We start from the raw sequence: 18,052 nt of genomic DNA on the forward strand, positions 1-18,052 counted from the left end.
CTGGCGGCCTGGCCGGCGCCGGTGGCGAGGGCGCTGGCGCCGTCCGCGCTCTGGTGGGCGCCGGTGGCGAGGGTGGCGGCACCGTCGGCCGTCTTGCGTGCTCCGGCCGACGCGGTGGCCGCGCCGGTGGCCAGGGTCGTGGCCCCGTCCGCGCTCTGCTGGGCTCCGGCGGCCGTCGCGGTAGCCCCGGCGGCCAGCTGGGTGGTGCCGGTGGACAGCGTGGATATGGCGGTTCCGGCCTGGGTGAGGGCGGCGCCGCTCTGGGTGAGGGTGCTTCCGATCGGGGTCAGGGTCGCCAGGGCCGCGTCGATCTGGGTGGGGCTCAGGCCGTCGGCGGTGAGCTGGTCGGCCAGGGCGGTCTGCGCGGCGGTGTAGACGGCTCCGGACCCGGCGACGCCGGCGGACGCCTGTTGCGCGGCCGTGTTCAGGGCCGCAGTGCCGTCGGCCACCTTCTGGGCGGCGGCGGCCACCTGGGCGGCGCCGGCCGAGACCTTGCCCGTGCCGTCGGCGAGGGATGTGGCGCCCTGCGAGAGCGCGGCGGTGCCGTCGGCCACCTGGCCGGTCGCGGTCGCGAGCGAATCGGCTCCGGCGGCGACCTGTGCGGTACCGTCGGCGAGGCTGCCGGCTCCAGTGCTCAGGCTGCCCGCTCCCGAGGCCAGGGCATCGGCGCCCGAGGCCACCTGGCCCGTGCCGTCGGCCACCTTGCCGGCACCGTCGGCGACCTGACCGGTACCGTCGGCGAGGCTGCCGGCGCCCGTGGCCAGCTGGCCGGTGCCGCCGGCGAGCTGGCTCGCGCCATCGGCCAGGCTGGAGCCGCCGTCGGCGGCCGTGCCGGCGCCATCCGTCAGCTGGCCCGCGCCGTCGGCGGCGTCGACCAGGCTCGAGCGGATGTCGGAGAGCCCGATGAGCAGCTGGTCGGCGGCCTGCTCGTTCACCCTGGCCACGATGGCGTCCCGGATGCTCTGCGCCGCCTGGCTGCCGATCGTGGAGGCGAGGTAGCTGTTGGTGTCGTTCGTGGTAAGGGTGATGGTGGCCTGGTGCGGCGAGTCGGTCGACGAGGAGGCGATCGAGCTGGAGAAGTCGGCGGGGATCGTGACGCTGAAGTCGTAGGTGGCATCGGCGACGCCGGCCTGGGCGGTGTCGGCGGTCACTTCATGCCAGTCGAAGGTGCCGTCGTCGATGAGCTGCTCGGCGACATCCGACCCGTAGTCAGTGGTCGTGCCGTCCGACTCGGTGCCGGTGTCGGCCACCACCAGGGCGACCGGAACGCGGTCAAGGCCGGCATACGGGTCCTGGTTGGCCCACAGGTATAGGCCGCCGTAGAGCACGGGCACGAGCATCAGCGCCACGAGGGCGACCCGGGACATGGTGGTGGCGGTCAGGCGCGCCAGTTCGGCGCGGATCATGGCGAAGATCTTCACAGTTCGGCTCCGGATCCCTCGAGGGCGTTGATGGCGTGGGCCGACGCGTCGCCGGCGATGACGAGCACGGCGTAGCCGCGCACGGCGAGGTCGCCGGCGAGCTGCCACCAGCCGAGCGGATCGCCGCCATGCCGGTCGGGCGAGGTGAGCACGATGCCCTGCACGTCGTCCCGCAACACGGCCAGTTCGGTGAGCAGGTGGATGCGGGAGTCGGGGGCGAGGTCGGCCATGTTGGCCCTGGCCTGGTCGGCGAGGCCGAGTTCGCTCAGCAGCTGGGCCACGGCACGGCGGTGGCCCACCCGGCCGGCGAACATCAGCTCCTCCGACACCACCTCGGCCACAGTCACGTCCGGCGCGGGCTCGGAGACGCCGAGCGCGTCGATCAGGGCGATGTGGCGGCGGAGACCGGCATAGTCGGTGCGGCCGTCGAGGGTGACGGTGCCGGCATCCGGTCGCATCCGCCCGGAGGCGATGAGCCCGAGCACCGTGGGGCGGCGTTCGGTTTCGGCCTGGGCGAGTGTGACGGCGCCGGACTCGAACTCGAGTGAGGTGAGGGGGAGGGCCGAATCCTTCGGACCCTTGGTGACACTGGTCAGGGTGATGCGCATGCTGGAGCCTTCTTCGAGGTGGGGCGGCACCCGGTAGCCGGATGTCTGTCCGGGCGGCATGCTCCATCGCAGCGGGGCCGAATTCCACTATACTGACTAGTCAGTACAAACAGCAAGGGGTGGAACCATGGTTCGGATGACCGGCACCAAGCGCGCGATTCTCGACGCCGCGATCGAGATCGCCGCAGAGCGCGGCATCAGCGGCACCACCATGGACGACGTCGCCGAGCGTGCCGGCGTGGCCAAGGGCAGCCTCTATTACAACTTCGCGTCCAAGGACAAGCTCTTCGAGGGCCTCCTCGGCGAGGGCATGGCGGCGCTCACCGAAGCCCTGCGGGGGGCCCGCGCGGGCACGGCGGGCTGGGCTGCCATCGAGGTTCTCGTCACCACTCTCCTCGGCAGCATCGCGGCCAACACCGCCCTGGCCAAGGTCATTGCGGGCGACATCTTCCGCACCGACCGGGCCTGGAGGGAGACCTCCTTCGCCTTCAAGCACGATGCTCTTGCCGAGTTCGAGACCGCCATCGTCGAGGCTCTGCCCGAGGCCTCGGCCACCGGAGCGGCCACCCTGATGGCCAGCAGCGTCTTCGGGGCCACCCTCATGGCGGGGCTGCAGTGGCTGCTCTTCGACGAGGAACGCCCGCAGAGCGAGGTGGTCGCCGCCATCCTGCTGACTTTCTCGGGGCGCCTGGCCCCCGCGTCCCCGTCCCGCGAACTGTGACCTAAGCACCCAAAACCGCCCCGGATGCTTGGCTTAACTCACGGTTCGGCGCCGCCTTGGTAGGATTCAGTGTGACCGGCGCAAATCTGATCGAACAGCCCGAGACCCTCCTACCCGCGGAACCGGAGGTGACTGAGGCGCTCAGCCGAACCGGAACGCAAGATATATCCACGGTTGTGGCGGCGCATCCGAAGTCGTCGCTGGCGTGGGCAGCCCTCGCGGACGTGACCCACTCCCAGGGCCGTCTGCTCGAGGCCTACGCGTATGCCCGGGTGGGCTACCACCGCGGCCTCGACGCGCTGCGCAAGGCCGGCTGGCGCGGCCAGGGACCGATCCCGTGGTCGCACGCACCCAACCGCGGGGTGCTCCGCGCCCTGTTCGCCCTCCGCCGCGCCGCGGCCGAGATCGGCGAGACCGACGAGTTCGAACGTCTCACCGAGTTCCTGAACGGGGCCGACGCCACCGTCATCCCGCTGCTGCGCTCCGAGGCGACCGACGCCCAGAACTTCCCGGCGGCCCCGCCCGCCGTTTCACCAGGCGAGGACCCGGCCCCGCCGACCGCCGCCTTCTTTATCCAAGGAGAGAACTAACCCATGCCAGCAATTGTTCTGATCGGCGCCCAGTGGGGCGACGAAGGTAAGGGTAAGGCCACCGACCTCCTCGGCAGCCGGGTCGACTACGTCGTCAAGTTCAACGGCGGCAACAACGCCGGCCACACCGTGGTCGTCGGCACCGAGAAGTACGCGCTGCACCTGCTGCCCTCCGGCATCCTCACCCCCGGCGTCACCCCGGTGATCGCCAACGGAGTCGTCGTCGACATCGAGGTGCTCTTCGAGGAACTCGACGCGCTCAGCTCCCGCGGCGTCGATGTGTCCAAGTTGCGCGTCAGCGCCAATGCGCACGTCATCACCCAGTACCACCGCACCATGGACAAGGTCACCGAGCGGTTCCTGGGCAAGCGCCAGATCGGCACGACCGGCCGCGGGATCGGCCCGACCTACGCCGACAAGATCAACCGCGTCGGCATCCGCATCCAGGACCTGTTCGACGAGAACATCCTGCGCCAGAAGGTGGAGGGTGCCCTGGGCCAGAAGAACCACATGCTGGTCAAGGTCTACAACCGCCGCGCCATCACGGTCGACGAGATCGTCGACGACCTGCTCAGCTACGCCGAACGTCTGCGCCCGATGGTCGCCGACACCGCACTGCTGCTGCACGAGGCGCTCACCGACGGCAAGACCGTGCTGTTCGAGGGCGGCCAGGCCACCATGCTGGATGTCGACCACGGCACCTACCCGTTCGTCACCTCGTCCAACGCCACGTCCGGTGGCGCGGTGACCGGTTCCGGCATCGGCCCGAACCGCATCGACCGCATCATCGCGGTCGTCAAGGCGTACACCACCCGCGTCGGCGCCGGCCCGTTCCCCACCGAGCTGTTCGACGAGTCCGGTGAGTTCCTGCGCGCCAAGGGCTTCGAGTTCGGTACCACCACCGGCCGGCCGCGCCGCTGTGGCTGGTACGACGCCCCGATCGCCCGGTACACGGCGCGCATCAACGGCGTCACCGACTTCGTGCTCACCAAGCTCGACGTGCTCACGGGCCTCGACACCATCCCGGTCTGCGTCGCCTACGAGGTCGACGGGGTGCGCTACGACGAGGTGCCCGTGTCGCAGTCCGACTTCCACCACGCCAAGCCCGTCTACGAGGAGTACCCCGGCTGGACCGAGGACATCACCATGGTGCGCCACTTCGAAGACCTCCCGAAGAACGCCCAGGACTACGTCCTGGCGCTCGAGGCCATGAGCGGCGCCCGCATCTCCGCGATCGGCGTGGGACCGGACCGCGAGGCCATCCTCACCCGCCACGACCTCATCGACTGACCCACGGCCCGCGAACCGTGAGTAAAGCCCCGAAAACCTCGAGTTTTCGGGGCTTAGCTCACAGTTCGGCGAAGGGAGAACCCTCGTGACCGCGCACCGACCCGACGCCACACTGCTGACGGGGCGCTTCGTGTGCCTGGAGCCGCTCAGCCGGGCCCATCTGCCCGAGTTGCACCGCGCCATCGCGCATCCGGCGGTGTTCGCCGGAGGGTACGGCGGCGGCCCGCACAGCCTGCCCGCCGCGCTGGAGGACTTCGTGGCCTTCGCGCTCCAGTACTATCAGTGGGATGCCCAGCCCTACGCCGTGCGCGTCGTCTCCGGTCCGCACGCCGGTGACCTGGTCGGCACCTCGACCCTCGGCGACATCGACCTGCCCAACGAGGCGCTGCACCTGGGCTGGACCGCGTACGCCCCGCAGGTCTGGGGCACCGCGGTGAACCCCGAGACGAAGCTGCTGATGCTCGGCGCCGCGTTCGACAGCGGCTTCGGCCGGGTCAAGATCCAGGCCGATGTTCTCAACTCCCGGTCCCGCGCGGCGATCCTGGGCATCGGCGCGCAGTTCGAGGGCATCAACCGGCGGGTCCAGCGCCGGGCGGACGGCTCCTGGCGGGACACCGCCGTCTACTCGGTGCTCGCCGACGAATGGCCCGTGGTGCAGGCCGGGTTGCACAAGCGGCTCGACGTGTTCGGCGGCAAGGCCGTCGAGTACCGCGACCCGCGGGCGCCCCGCCGCCGGGTCACGCCCAGCTGAATCCGGCCATCCGCCCGCGATTTTCGGACATCACCGTCGGCAGCGCCCTGCACCCGGCCTGGCCGCTCGGCCGGTGGGCTAGGGTCGGCAGGTGAGTGACATTTCCAGCCCCCGTAGACCCCTGGTCGCCCTGCAATTCCTGGGCATGGGCGTGGTCTGGGGTGCCAGCTTCCTGTTCATGAAGATCGCCCTCGAGGGTGTGAGTTTCGGCCAGGTGGCTTGGTCGCGCCTGGTGCTCGGCGGCCTCACCCTGGGCCTGATCGTGCTGGTCACGCGCCCGCGCATCAACAACGGTCCGGTCCTGCCGCGGGAGGGCGTGGTGTGGCTGCACTTCCTGGTCATCGCGTTCACCGGATGCTTCATCCCGCACCTGCTCTTCGCCTGGGCCGAGCAGTACGTCTCGTCGAGCCTGGCCAGCATCTACAACGCCGTGACGCCCATCATGACCGCTGTCATGGTCACCGCGGTCTTCCGGGTCGAGAAGCTCGCCCGCGACCAGATCGTCGGCGTGCTGGTCGGCATCGTCGGCGTGATCGTGATCATCGCGCCCTGGCAGTACACCGCGCTCACCGGTGACCTCTGGGGCCAACTTGCCTGCCTGGGTGCGGCGCTCTGCTACGGCTTCACCTTCGGGTACACCCGCAAGCACCTCAGTGGGCGGCCCATCGCGGGCACCACCTTCGCGTTTCTCAACATCGGCCTGGCCGGTGCGGCGATGCTGCTGTTCACGCCGGTCCTGGCGTGGCAGCCGGTGTCCCTGACCACCCCGATCGTGCTGAGCCTGGTGACCCTGGGCGCCCTCGGCACGGGCTTCGCGTACATCTGGCACATCAACGTGCTGCGGGCCTGGGGACCCACCACAACCTCTACGGTCACCTACGTCACACCCGTCGTCGGTGTTCTGCTCGGCGTGCTCATCCTGTCCGAGACGTTCTCCTGGCACGAACCGGCCGGTGCAGTGCTGGTCCTGGTCGGCATCCTGCTCACCCAGAAGCGCGTGCGCCTGCCGTTCGCCGTGCCCCGCACGGCCTGACCCGCGAGTTGCTCACCTGCGGACGAGTTGCTCCGCTGGGCCAGGGCAGCTCATCCGGAACCGAGCAACTCGGCGCGGGCATCCGGCTCGGTGCAATATCGTAAAGACCATGGCTGTAAACGAGGAATTGCCCGCTGACGCGGGGCAGGAAGCGATCAACGAGTTGCAGGGCATCCGCCAGAGCATCGACAACATCGATGCGGCGCTCATTCACCTGCTCGCCGAGCGGTTCAAGTTCACCCAGAGCGTGGGGCGGCTGAAGGCCCAGCACGGCCTGCCGCCGGCCGATCCGGCCCGGGAGTTCCTGCAGATCCAGCGGCTGCGCGGCCTGGCCGAAGACGCCAGACTCGACCCCGCGTTCGCCGAGAAGTTCCTCAACTTCATCATCGCCGAGGTCATCCACCACCACGAGAAGATCGCCGGCGGCGCCTCGGATGCCGCCAAGGCCGCCGCCGCCGTCACGGGTGACCCGGCCGTCGATCCGGCCCACCCCGCCCCGTCCCCTTGAGCTGGAACCCGCGCTCGCTGCCGGACCAGTCCGGCCGCACCTTCGTGGTCACGGGCGCCAACTCGGGTCTGGGCTACTTCACCGGTGAACAGCTGGCCGGTGCCGGCGCCCACGTGGTGCTGGCCTGCCGCAACCCGGCCAAGGCCGCCGCGGCGGCCGTCGCCATCCGTGGGCGCGTGGCCGGCGCATCCGTCTCGACCCTCGAGGTTGACCTTGCCGATCTCACCTCGGTGCGCCGGGCAGCAGAGCGGATGCTCGAATTCCCGCAGCTGCACGGCCTCATCCTCAACGCCGGCATCGTGCACCCGCCCACCGACCGGTCGGTGAGCCTGGACGGCACCGAACTCGTGCTCGCCACGAACTACACCGGCCACTTCCTGCTCACCAGCCTGGTTCTGCCCGTGTTGCAGCAGACGCCCGGCAGCCGGGTCGTGTCGCTCGGTTCGCTGATCACCCGGCTGCTGGACTCCTCGCTGGAGGACCTGCAACTCGAGACCACGTACAACGGGGGCAAGGCCTACGCGCAGTCCAAGATCGCGATGCAGGTCTTCGGCTTCGAGCTCGACCGGCGCCTGCGTTCGGCGGGCCTCGACGGCCCAGCCGGGGTGCAGAGCCTGGTGGCGCACCCGGGCTACTCGATCTCGGGGCTCACCCCCGGCATCCGCGGGGTCAAAGAGGTGAGCAGGGCCAAGCGGTTCGTCGACACCCTGCAGGGCTTCGTCGGCGCGCAGGGCAAAAATACCGGCGCCTGGTCGACGGTGCGCGCGGCGATCGACCCCGCCGCCACCGGTGGCCAGTACTACGGGCCCCGCTTCCTCACCCGGGGTGTCCCGACCGTGCAGCACCCCACCCGCACGTCGCTCGACCGTGGCATCGCCGACCGCCTCTTCGCCCGCACCGAGGCCCTCGTCGGCGCCCCGTTCGCGCTGGCCGCCTAGCCACCCCCCGCGTCAGCCTGACATCTCGCGAGAGCGGCCCTGTGGCTGCCTCAGCGTGCTGAGGCAGCCACACGCCCGCTCTCGCGGCAAAGCGGGCCCCACGAGAGCGGCCCAGTGGCGGTTTCTGCACCGGAGGCATCCGCAGCTCGACCCTCACGCTCGCCACCCTGCGGCAGTCAGGGCCGTGGTGATCTTCCGCAGAGCGGGAGAGGGCGACATCCTCAGGTGCGATTTGTTGATGCGGATGACGCGCCAGCCAGCCTCCATGATCGCATCGAGACGGTCCACGTCCCAGTGATACTGGTCCTCATTCGTACGGTGCTGCTCGCCGTCATACTCCACCAAGACCCGGTATGCGCGAAAGACCAGATCCCCGGTCGCGATCTTGCGGCCGAGCCGATCGAAGATCTCGCCGTTCACCTCCGGTTCGGGCAGCCCGGCCCGCACGATCACGAGCCTTGTCGCTGTCTCCCTGGCTGAATCCGTGCGGGGCCGCACCGAATCAAAAGCCTCACGGAGCCTTTTCGCGCCCCGTTGCCCGGTGTAGCGCAGCACGCCAGCACGCAGCTCATCCATCGTTGCCAGCGGCTGCTTCCGCCGCACCAGCGCATCTCCCACCTCGATAAGGGCGTCTAACGTCAACAGGGTGGACAGCTGACACCAGGTGTCGACTGGAGCTGTCACCGTCACTCCGCCCACGGCGACGACACGAACCCGGTCGCGTTGCACATGATGCCCCACCACCCCGCGACCTCCGTGCCGCAAGCCCGGATCGTGCGTCGACACGTGCACACGCGGGTCCTGGGCTAGGCGCGGCGGCAGCGGCAAACCGTGGATCAGCGCCGCACTGGTGTGGCTGAAAAACTGTTCCTCTCCGAGGTGGGGCAGGTAGGCACGCACGTGGGCGAGCGGGTCGGTCGGGTCCAGGGGCTGAGAGCGGATGCCGCGATACGGCCTGGCGAGGTCGTCGCCACGCATCCGCGCCCGAGTGACGCCCTCGGCCAGCCCCTCCTGATGGCCGAACGCGCGCCCTCGTAGAGCTGACGGTATCTCGGTGCGCCGTTTCATCCCCAGAGGATGCGCCATGGCGCCCCGCCCCGCCGAACTTATCCCCAGCCCGCGCCCAGGCAGTTTCGCGAGAGCGGTCGTGTGGCTGCCTCAGCGCTGTGAGGTAGCCGTTTCACCGCTTTCGCGGGAGGTGGGTCCGAACGGGTTTCGCGAGAGCGGTCGTGTGGCTACCTCAGCGCTGTGAGGTAGCCGTTGCACCGCTTTCGCGGGAGTCAGCTGTGTATACGACTGCCCATTCCGGGACCGGGCATTGCCCGGGCACGGCTCCGGGGGCAGGATGCCACCGTGCGGGGGTTCGTCGAACCGGTGGTCCGTCACGGGCACATGAGAACGGATGGTTATGGGCGAGCGCATTGCGATCATCGGCGGCGGCATCGTGGGTGTGGCCATCGCGCGAGCGCTGGTGCTGCGTGACCGTGGGGAGGTGACCGTCTTCGAGAAGGAAGACCGGCTCGCCGCGCACCAGACCGGGCGCAACTCCGGGGTGGTGCATGCGGGGCTGTACTACCAGCCGGGCACCCTCAAGGCGCAACTGTGCGCCGCGGGCCGGATCAGCATCCGCGACTACTGCGCCGAGAAGAACCTGCCGTACCGGGAGGTGGGCAAGCTCGTCGTCGCCGTCGACGAGTCCGAGCTGCCGGCCCTGGCCGACATCGAGCGACGGGCGCTCGCCAACGGAGTGCCCGACCTCGTGCGCCTGGATGGCACAGCGCAGCTCCGCGAGATCGAACCGCACGTGGCGGGCATCGCCGCGGTGCACTCGCCCCACACCGCGGCCGTCGACTACACGGCGATCACCGAGGCGATGGCCGAGGATGTCCGCGGCAACGGCGGCACCATCCGCACCGGCCGCGAAGTGCTCGCGATGACCATCGACGGGTCCAGAGTGCGGGTGCGCACGGCCGACGCCGAACACCTCTTCGATCGGGTCATCGTCTGCGCCGGCCTGCAGTCCGACGTGATCGCCCGTCTGGTGGGCGCGGACCCGTCCCCGAAGATCCTGCCGTTCCGCGGCGAGTACTGGGCATTGGATCCCGCCCGCACCGACCTTGTTCGCGGCATGATCTACCCGGTGCCCGACCCGCGGTTCCCGTTCCTCGGCGTGCACTTCACCCGCGGCGTCCACGACGACGTACACGTGGGGCCGAACGCGGTGCCGGCGCTGGCCCGGGAGGGCTACAGCTGGCTCACCGTCTCGCCGAAGGACACCTGGGAGTCGTTGCGCTGGCCGGGAGCGGGCGGGCTGGCCAAGCAGCACTGGCGGATGGGCATCGACGAGATCAGCGGCTCGCTGGTCAAGCCCCTGTACTTCCGCAAGGCCCGACGGTTCATCCCCGAACTGCGGATGCGCGATCTCACCCACAAGACCGCCGCCGGCGTGCGAGCCCAGGCCTGGGGCCGCGACGGAGCCCTCCTGGACGACTTCGCGGTCGACCAGGTCGGCCCGGTGACGTTGCTCCGCAACGCCCCGTCCCCGGCAGCCACCTCGTCGATGGCCATCGCCGATCACCTGATCGACCACTATGTTTTCGCCCGCACCACAGACTGACCTTGGAGCTTCACTCGCACAGGCGCCATAGCCCGCGAGAGACGCCGCGCGGTTACGCGAACGCGTTCGGCAGCGTGCTGCGGTGACGCGACTGCAGTTCGGTCAGCGGCACCGTGAAGTAGTCCTGGATCTCCAGAACCGGGGCGGTGGCATCCGTCACGCCGATGCGCAGGACCGGGTAGTCGCGGCCTTCGCACAGGCCGAGGAACTTCACGTCGTCCTCACGGGGAACCGAGACCAGCACACGGCCGGTCGACTCCGAGAACAGGGCCACGGATGCATCGATGCCGTCGCGCTCGAGGATGTCGCCGAGCCAGACCCGGGCGCCCACGCCGAACCGGAGCACGGCCTCGGCGAGGGCCTGCGCGAGGCCGCCCGTGGAGAGGTCGTGCGCGCTGTCGATCAAAGCCTCGATCGACGCGGCGTGCAGCAGACCGGCGAGGTCGGCTTCGCGGCCGAGGTCGACGATGGGCGGTACGCCACCGAGGTGGTCGTGCACCACGGCGCTCCACGCGGAGCCGTCGAGCTCCTCACGGGTGATGCCGAGCAGGTAGATGTTGTGTCCGTCGTCCTGCCAGCCGCTGGGCACGCGGCGGGCCACGTCGTCGATCACGCCGAGCACGGCCACGACCGGGGTCGGGTGGATCGGCTGGTCGCCGGTCTGGTTGTAGAACGACACGTTGCCGCCGGTGACCGGGATCTCCAGCTCGAGGCAGCCGTCCGCCAGGCCCTCAACGGCCTGGGAGAACTGCCACATGACCTCGGGGTTCTCGGGGGAGCCGAAGTTGAGGCAGTCGCTGATGCCCACCGGAACAGCGCCGGTGACGGCCACGTTGCGGTACGCCTCGGCGAGGGCCAGCTGGGCGCCGCGGTACGGGTCGAGCTGGCAGTAGCGGCCGTTCGCGTCGGTGGAGATGACGAAGCCGAGGCCCGACTCCTCGTCGATGCGGATCATACCGGCGTCGTCCGGGAACGACAGGGCGGTGTTGCCCATCACGTAACGGTCGTACTGGTCGGTGATCCAGCTCGGGTCGGCCAGGTTGGGCGAGCCGAGCAGGGCGAGGAACTGCTCCTGCAGCGTCTGGGCATCCGTCGCCCGCGGCAGGGCGGAGGCGGTGTCGGCCTGCAGCGCGTCGATCCAGGTGGGGTAGGCCACGGGGCGGTCGTAGACGGGGCCGTCGACGGCGACGGTGCGCGGGTCGACGTTGACGATCTCTTCACCGTGGAAGTCGATGATCAGGCGTCCGGAGTCGGTGACCTCGCCGAGAACGCTGGTCTCCACGTCCCACTTCTCCACCACGGCGAGGAAGCCGGCGAGCTTCTCGGGCGTGACGACGGCCATCATGCGTTCCTGGCTCTCGCTCATCAGGATCTCTTCGGCGGTGAGCGAGGGGTCGCGCAGCAGCACCTTCTCCAGCTGGATGTACATGCCGCCGTCGCCGTTGGAGGCCAGCTCGCTGGTGGCGCAGGAGATGCCCGCGGCGCCCAGGTCCTGGATGCCCTCGACGAGCTTCTCGCGGTACAGCTCGAGGCAGCACTCGATGAGCACCTTCTCGGCGAACGGGTCGCCCACCTGCACGGCGGGGCGCTTGGTCGGGCCGCCCTCGCTGAAGGTGTCCGAGGCCAGAATGGATGCGCCGCCGATGCCGTCGCCGCCGGTGCGGGCCCCGAAGAGCACCACCTTGTTGCCGGCGCCCGAGGCGTTGGCCAGGTGCAGGTCCTCGTGGCGCAGCACGCCCACGGACAGCGCGTTGACAAGCGGGTTGCCCTGGTAGACCTTGTCGAACCAGGTCTCACCGCCGATGTTGGGCAGGCCCAGGCAGTTGCCGTAAAAGCTGATGCCGGAGACCACGCCGTGCACAACACGGGCGGTGTCGGGGTCGTTGATGTCGCCGAAGCGCAGCGCATCCATCACGGCGACCGGGCGGGCGCCCATCGAGATGATGTCGCGCACGATGCCGCCGACGCCGGTCGCGGCGCCCTGGAACGGCTCGATGTAGGAGGGGTGGTTGTGCGATTCGATCTTGAAGGTGACGGCCCAGCCCTCGCCCACGTCGAGCACGCCGGCGTTCTCGCCCATGCCCACCATCAGGTTCTTCTTCATGGCGGGGGAGACCTTGTCGCCGAACTGGCGCAGGTACTTCTTCGAGCTCTTGTAGGAGCAGTGCTCGCTCCACATCACCGAGTACATGGCGAGCTCACCCGAGGTGGGGCGGCGGCCCAGGATGGTGCGGATCTCGGCGTATTCGCCGGGCGTCAACCCGAGGGCAGCGTACGGCTGCTCCTTCTCGGGAGTGTTGATCGCGTTGGTCACGGTGTCAGCGACGCCGCGGGAGGATGTGTTGGAAACAGCGGTCACGAGTGGCGTTCTCCCAGAGATAGCGGATGCTTGACCGGGTAAGTCTACCCGGCGGCCCTGCTCTGCGGCGGCGATCTCGGCACCGCTGTCGAGTCGCCATCAGCGCGCCTCCTGGCGGGCGCCACGGCGGGCCTCGGGCGAAGCGCGGGTCAGGCGCCGCTATGCGGGTGGCGCGCCACCCGCATAGCGGCGCGCCACCCGCATGCGGCCGATGGGGCGGCCGCTCCGGGGTACGGTGGCGACATGGAATCGGCGCGGGCTCGGTACCGGCGCCTCCTCGACACCGGGCGCAACACCGAGCGCGTCGAGTTCTTCAGCGACGCGGTGTTCGCCATCGCGATGACCCTGCTCGTGCTCGACATTCGCCTGCCTGACACCGACTCGGGCGCCCTGGGACCCGCCCTGGCTGCCCTCGCGCCGGAGTATTTCGCGTATGCCCTGAGCTTCGCCGTGATCGCGGTCAACTGGGCGGCCCATCACCGCAAGTTCCGGTTGGTCAGCGGATACGATCGGCGGCTCGTCCAGTTGAATCTGCTCCTGCTGCTCCTGGTGGCGTTCCTGCCGTTCCCCACTTCGGTGCTCAGCGAATACGGTGGCGAAATCCCGGCGGTGGTGCTCTACGCGGGCACCGTGGCCGCCATCAGCGGGGCCCAATGTCTGGTCTGGGTCTCGGCCCGGGCATCTGGTCTGCTCGATCCCGCGGTCGACCGAGCGATGTTCTTCTACGTCTTGCGCACCATGCTCGTCACGGTGGTGGTCTTCGCCGCGTCGATTCCCGTGGCCCTGATCGGTGCACCGGATGCGGCGATGTACAGCTGGATCATCGCCGCGCCGCTGAGCGTGGTGGCAGCCCGATGGGTGCCGGAGCCGGCTGCTGCCCACAGCTGAGATCGTCCCTGCGGGCGACCGCACTGCAACGCGCTCCGGCGACCGTGCGGCCTGTGCCGACACGACGCTCGACTCAGAACAATATGCCCGGGCCGAGACCCAATCCCAGGGTGCCGACGCCGGCGATCACGAGCGCCAGAAGGCCCAGCGTGCCGGCGAGCAGCAGCCAGTCGGCCGGGCCGAGCGGCACCGGCCGCCACACCGTGCGTGCGCCCAGGCCGAGCCCGCGCGACTCCAGCGACTGCGACATCCGTTCGCCGCGCCGCAGGGACACCACGAGAAGGGTGAACGCCGCTCGCCCGAATTCGCTGATGCCGAACCGGGTGGCGCCGTTCTCCCGGAAAGGTGTCCGCACTGACTGCGCCTGCCGGATGACCTGCCACTCTCGGGGCAGCTGCTGCAGCATCCGGTAGCCGGCCAGCACCGCGAAGGTCACCCGGGCGCTGAGCCGGGCGTGCTGGTGCAGGCTGGTCATCAGCGCCACCGGGTCGGTCGTGCCGATGAAGCCGATAGACAGGATGCCGATGGCCATCGTGCGGAGCGCCAGCGCCGATCCCACCAGCAGCCCCTCCACCGTGACGCGGATCGGCGGCAGGTCCACCAGGACCTCGCCGGGCCGGCTCAGGGCGTTGACGACGAGGATCCCCAGGGCGAAGCCGACGAATGGCAGGTGGGCCAACACGATGGTGCGCATTGGGAGCCGGGCGAAGCCCAGTACCGCGGCGAGGCCGAGCAGGTAGAGCAGCGCCGGGGTGACCGGGTCGAATACGACCAGCAGCACGAGCGACACGATGAACAGGATCGCGAGCTTCACCGTCGGGTTCCGCCGGGCCAGGGGTGAAGGGGCCACGGCACCGAGGGCGCTCGACGCATTCATGGAGCCTCCACAGTGGGCACGGTAGCGCCCGCATCCACCGTCGCGTCGAGGGCGTCGAGCACCCGCCGCACCTGGGCGACGGAGTCCAGCCTGGCGATGAGCCAGCGAAGCAGCGGCGGCACGGTGATCCCGGCCCGTGCGAGCAGGTCGCCCTGGCGCAGCACCTCGACGACCGAACCGTCCGCGACGATTCGGCCGTCCGCCACGACGAGCACCCGGTCGGCGAGGGTCGCGACCGTGCGCAGATCGTGGCTGCAGAGCAGGATGCCGCGCCCGGCCCGCGCGGCCCGGCGGAACGCCGCGATCGTGGCGATGGTCGCCCAACGGTCGAGGCCGAGCGTCGGCTCGTCGGCGAGCAGGCTGGGTCGCTCGTGCACGAGCATCGCGGCGAGGCTGACCTTGCGTTTCTGACCGCCGGAGAGCCGGTAGGGGTTCCGGTCGGCGAGCGGGCCGAGCCCGTGCTCGGTGAGCACCCGGTCCACCCGCTCAGAGCCGGCCGGCAGCCCGACGTTGATCTCTTCCCGCACTGTGTTGCCCAGGAACTGGTGCTCCGGGTTCTGGAAGACCAGGCCGGGCCGAGCACCGGTCACGGTGCCGCCGGCCGGAGCGAGCAGGCCCGCGAGGGTGAGCAGCAGCGAGGACTTGCCGGCGCCGTTGCGACCGAGCACGGCCACGATCTCGCCCGCGCGCAGCTCGAGGTTGACACCGCTCAGGAGCACCCGCCGTTTCTCGGCTCGCCCGTCCCGTGCGAGGTGTCCGCCGTTTCCGGTGGGACCGCCGCGAGTGCTCTGTCCGTCGCGTGTCATCTGCCCGTCACTGGAGGTCCGCGCGGCCCGGCGGAATGGCCACGGCCGGCGCCGCACGGCTCGCGGCGCCGCGTCCTGGCTCACCGTCAGGTCGTGTCCGGCCAACACGACCGGACCGAACACCTCAGGCGCACCGCACCCCTCGCCCGCCAGCGCCAGCAGCGCCCGCTGTACCTCCGGCGCCGCGAGCCCGGCAGCCAGGCCCAGCGCGGCCTGCAGTTCGATGTCGCCGGGCAGCCAGCAGCCGGCCCAGTGCAGATCGACCGCTGCCGTCGGCAGCACGGATGCGGTGGGCCCGTCGTGCGTGATCGCCCCGTCGGCGCCCAGCACGATGCACCGCTCCGGCAGCCCGGCCACCCCGCGGCTGCCCGCATACTCGTCGAGTCGGTGTTCCACCAGAAGCACTGCCACGGTGCCGTGCCGGGTCGCGGCGTCGACCGCGTCGCGCACCTGCCGCAGCCCGTCGGCATCCAGCATCGAGGTCGGCTCGTCGAGCACCAGAATGTCCGGCCCGCCAATCAGCGCCGCCGCGAGCGCCACACGCTGGCTTTCTCCTCCCGACAGCGAGCCGGTCTGCCGCTTGCGCAGCCCGCCCGCGCCCACCACGGCGAGGGCGGCGTCGATGCGGTCGGAGATATCCGCCGGCGAGACGGCGCGGTTCTCGAGAACGAAGGCGAGTTCCTGTTCCACCCCGGGCAGGCACACGGCCGAGTCCGGATCCTGCGGCAGCACGCCGAGGTGCCGGGAGAGGTCCACCACCTCGGTGGCCAGGGTGTCCCGGCCCGCCACGGTGACCGATCCGGTGACCCGGGCGATCACCGAGTGCGGCACCACTCCGGTGATCGTGGCCAGCAGGGTGGACTTGCCGGCGCCGGACGGACCGAACAGCACCACACGCTCCCCGGCGGCGATGCTGAAGCTGGCGCCGCGCAGCACGGCGCGGTCCTGCCGGGGAAACGTGACGGTGACATCGCGGAAGGCGACGGCAGGCGCAGCGGCGGTGGGCATCTCAGTGTCAGACACGCCCCGCCTAGGCATTCAGCGCGCGGCCGATCGCGTAGTTGTCCACCACGCCCGTCTTGGCCAGCGCTTCCACGATCACCTTGGCCAGCAGACCGCCCAGGATGACGCCGGAGGCCAGCTGGATGCCCAACCGGAGGAAGAAGAGGTCCTGGCCGAACCAGCCGGAGCGGAAGGCGGAGAAGATGAACACGAATCCCGAACCGAGCAGCCCGGACAGCGCGTAACTTCCCCAGCCGAACGACGAATACCGGCGCAGCGCGAAGGGCAGCTCACTGCCGGCGCCCTGGATCGCGGCGGCGACGAAGAGCATCGGCCCGACGGCCGAACCGAGGAACACGACCTCGATGACGGAGGCGAGGATCTCGGCGATCACCCCGGCGAACCGGGTGCGCACGATGGCCACGGCGATGGGTGCCACGAGCAGCCACCCGCCCAGCAGCACGTGCTGCGCCAGATCGCCGGCCGGTCCGAGCAGGATCGACAGCCCCGTCCACGCCTGCACGAGCGCCCAGTAGAGAAAGCCGAAGACCACCCCGAGCACGACGATGAGCACGAGGTCTTTGAGGGTGAAACGGTGGATGGGGCGGGCGGATGCGGCGGCGGGCGTGGTGGTGGAGGGTGCAGCAGACATGGTGGTGTCCTTCATGAGAGAGGGAAAGCGAGGGAGGCCAGGAGGTGGCCTGGATATCTACACGGACGCGTGCGGGGAACGGCCACGGGGGCCGAACAGGGAATCGGAACCTGACGTGCCGAGCCGAGGCGGGAGGCCCGCGGGGTGCTCTGCCGCCAGGTCAGACGGCGCCCGGCGGGGGCCTGGTCAGCGCGCGGAGGGGCTGTTGATCGACAGCGTGAGGTGACTGGTGACGTGCTGCACGCTCTGCCCCACGAGGATCCAGCCGGCCGCGGCCGTCTGCAGCACGGTGGCAAGGTCGCCCTGCAGGCGCGTCACGAAGTGCTCGGACGCGACGAAGCTGCCGTTCGCTTTGGCGAAGTCGATCGCCGCGTAGATGTCGCGCATGTGGTCGGGCTGCGTTCCGGGGCGCCCGCCGTCGTCGAGCGGGTACAGCGCCCACTCGCCCGCGGCGATGATGCCCACGGGAGTCGCCGCGGGGATCTCGCTCGCGAGCGGCCCGGCACCGCCGGGCAGGGCGCAGACGACCTCGCCGGGGCATCCGCGGGAGAAGTGCACGGTGGCGGTCACGTGGTGGCCGCTCCGCGCGGCCGCGCCGATGAGGTCGGTGAGGTAGCGCAGGATGTCGGCCTCGGCGCCGCCCACGAAGGTGCTGACGACACCGGTGTCCACGGTGAGGCCGGCGGTGTCGGTGCTCCGGATGGCGTCCAGGATAATGTCGGCGTAGCGGTCGCTCATCACGGCGAGCGTGATGCGGGCGCCCACGCCGAATTCGAGCGGCGTGAATGCCGCCGGCGCCGGGTCGGGCAGGGTGGGGGTGGGATGTGTCATGTCGCGCCTTCTGTCGGTGAACAGGGCACGGGATGGTGTTGAGTGCGTTCTCCCTGCGCTGGCATGATCCAGATCAGGTTCAACGGTCGAAGCTTAGGAAGCTTCCTCTCAGCCCGGCTTACCGGACTCCCGTGTACAGCACCGACCATACACGGTCGCG

General features: G+C 70.1%; 17 protein-coding genes and 1 riboswitch. Of the genes, 9 read left to right on the plus strand and 8 right to left on the minus strand.

The window, feature by feature from the left end; genetic code table 11:
• Together E3T61_RS18660 and E3T61_RS18665 are read right to left on the minus strand one after the other, a co-directional pair.
• Positions 1-1,421, minus strand: a 1,421-nt coding sequence (locus E3T61_RS18660; protein ID WP_194114251.1) for a YhgE/Pip family protein, incomplete at its 3' end; no start/stop codon positions are given.
• On the minus strand, positions 1,418-2,089 hold the full coding sequence (locus E3T61_RS18665) for a hypothetical protein (RefSeq protein WP_241992680.1): 672 nt from the start codon (positions 2,087-2,089) through the stop codon (positions 1,418-1,420). The genes E3T61_RS18660 and E3T61_RS18665, both read right to left, overlap by 4 nt.
• Positions 2,090-2,165: 76 nt before the next feature.
• On the opposite strand from E3T61_RS18665, the gene E3T61_RS18670 reads away from it, so the two are divergent.
• The 7 genes from E3T61_RS18670 (at position 2,166) to E3T61_RS18700 (ending at position 7,860) form a co-directional block, all read left to right on the plus strand.
• Positions 2,166-2,750: a TetR/AcrR family transcriptional regulator gene (locus tag E3T61_RS18670; protein ID WP_166793308.1), complete on the plus strand. Its 585-nt coding sequence runs from the start codon at positions 2,166-2,168 to the stop codon at positions 2,748-2,750.
• A gap of 71 nt (positions 2,751-2,821) precedes the next feature.
• On the plus strand, positions 2,822-3,340 hold the full coding sequence (locus tag E3T61_RS18675) for a DUF3151 domain-containing protein (protein ID WP_134642356.1): 519 nt from the start codon (positions 2,822-2,824) through the stop codon (positions 3,338-3,340).
• Positions 3,341-3,343: 3 nt separating this feature from the next.
• Entirely contained in the window at positions 3,344-4,630 is a 1,287-nt protein-coding gene (locus E3T61_RS18680) for an adenylosuccinate synthase (RefSeq protein WP_134642357.1), read from the plus strand.
• 85 nt (positions 4,631-4,715) lie between these two features.
• Positions 4,716-5,381 carry a GNAT family N-acetyltransferase gene (locus tag E3T61_RS18685; protein ID WP_134642358.1) on the plus strand — a complete coding sequence of 222 codons (666 nt, stop codon included), beginning with the start codon at positions 4,716-4,718 and terminating at the stop codon, positions 5,379-5,381.
• Positions 5,382-5,472: 91 nt separating this feature from the next.
• The gene (locus E3T61_RS18690; RefSeq protein ID WP_338145546.1) at positions 5,473-6,414 is read left to right on the plus strand and encodes a DMT family transporter; all 942 of its coding nucleotides are present in this window, start codon (positions 5,473-5,475) and stop codon (positions 6,412-6,414) included.
• Positions 6,415-6,523: 109 nt separating this feature from the next.
• Complete coding sequence (locus tag E3T61_RS18695; protein ID WP_134642359.1) at positions 6,524-6,922, plus strand: chorismate mutase; 399 nt, start codon at positions 6,524-6,526, stop codon at positions 6,920-6,922.
• The gene (locus E3T61_RS18700; RefSeq protein ID WP_134642360.1) at positions 6,919-7,860 is read left to right on the plus strand and encodes an SDR family NAD(P)-dependent oxidoreductase; all 942 of its coding nucleotides are present in this window, start codon (positions 6,919-6,921) and stop codon (positions 7,858-7,860) included. The genes E3T61_RS18695 and E3T61_RS18700 overlap by 4 nt, the downstream gene beginning before the upstream one ends.
• A gap of 153 nt (positions 7,861-8,013) precedes the next feature.
• Here E3T61_RS18700 and E3T61_RS18705 read toward each other — a convergent pair whose 3' ends face one another.
• Positions 8,014-8,928 (minus strand): DUF559 domain-containing protein, encoded by a 915-nt coding sequence (locus E3T61_RS18705; RefSeq protein WP_166793309.1) that lies wholly within the window; start codon positions 8,926-8,928, stop codon positions 8,014-8,016.
• A gap of 340 nt (positions 8,929-9,268) precedes the next feature.
• On the opposite strand from E3T61_RS18705, the gene lhgO reads away from it, so the two are divergent.
• Positions 9,269-10,477, plus strand: a complete 1,209-nt coding sequence (lhgO, locus tag E3T61_RS18710) for an L-2-hydroxyglutarate oxidase (RefSeq protein ID WP_134642362.1) — start codon at positions 9,269-9,271, stop codon at positions 10,475-10,477.
• 52 nt (positions 10,478-10,529) lie between these two features.
• Here lhgO and purL read toward each other — a convergent pair whose 3' ends face one another.
• Positions 10,530-12,836, minus strand: a complete 2,307-nt coding sequence (purL, locus tag E3T61_RS18715; protein ID WP_134642363.1) for a phosphoribosylformylglycinamidine synthase subunit PurL — start codon at positions 12,834-12,836, stop codon at positions 10,530-10,532.
• Between the two features lie 243 nt (positions 12,837-13,079).
• Between purL and E3T61_RS18720 the strand changes: the two genes are divergently transcribed.
• On the plus strand, positions 13,080-13,724 hold the full coding sequence (locus E3T61_RS18720) for a TMEM175 family protein (protein WP_134642364.1): 645 nt from the start codon (positions 13,080-13,082) through the stop codon (positions 13,722-13,724).
• Between the two features lie 73 nt (positions 13,725-13,797).
• On the opposite strand, the gene E3T61_RS18725 is transcribed toward E3T61_RS18720, so the two are convergent.
• From E3T61_RS18725 to E3T61_RS18740, 4 genes are all read right to left on the minus strand, one after another.
• Positions 13,798-14,601: an energy-coupling factor transporter transmembrane component T family protein gene (locus E3T61_RS18725; protein WP_134642365.1), complete on the minus strand. Its 804-nt coding sequence runs from the start codon at positions 14,599-14,601 to the stop codon at positions 13,798-13,800.
• On the minus strand, positions 14,598-16,430 hold the full coding sequence (locus tag E3T61_RS18730; RefSeq protein ID WP_166793310.1) for an ABC transporter ATP-binding protein: 1,833 nt from the start codon (positions 16,428-16,430) through the stop codon (positions 14,598-14,600). Before E3T61_RS18730 ends, E3T61_RS18725 begins: the two co-directional genes overlap by 4 nt.
• Positions 16,431-16,437: 7 nt before the next feature.
• Positions 16,438-17,061, minus strand: a complete 624-nt coding sequence (locus E3T61_RS18735; RefSeq protein ID WP_241992681.1) for an ECF transporter S component — start codon at positions 17,059-17,061, stop codon at positions 16,438-16,440.
• 186 nt (positions 17,062-17,247) lie between these two features.
• Entirely contained in the window at positions 17,248-17,892 is a 645-nt protein-coding gene (locus tag E3T61_RS18740) for a YkoF family thiamine/hydroxymethylpyrimidine-binding protein (protein WP_134642368.1), read from the minus strand.
• Positions 17,893-17,925: 33 nt separating this feature from the next.
• Positions 17,926-18,035, minus strand: a riboswitch (TPP riboswitch).
• Between the last annotated feature and the right edge of the window lie 17 nt (positions 18,036-18,052).

The sequence above is a fragment of the Cryobacterium lactosi genome (assembly GCF_004403945.1).
In the GTDB taxonomy this organism is placed as follows: domain Bacteria; phylum Actinomycetota; class Actinomycetes; order Actinomycetales; family Microbacteriaceae; genus Cryobacterium; species Cryobacterium lactosi.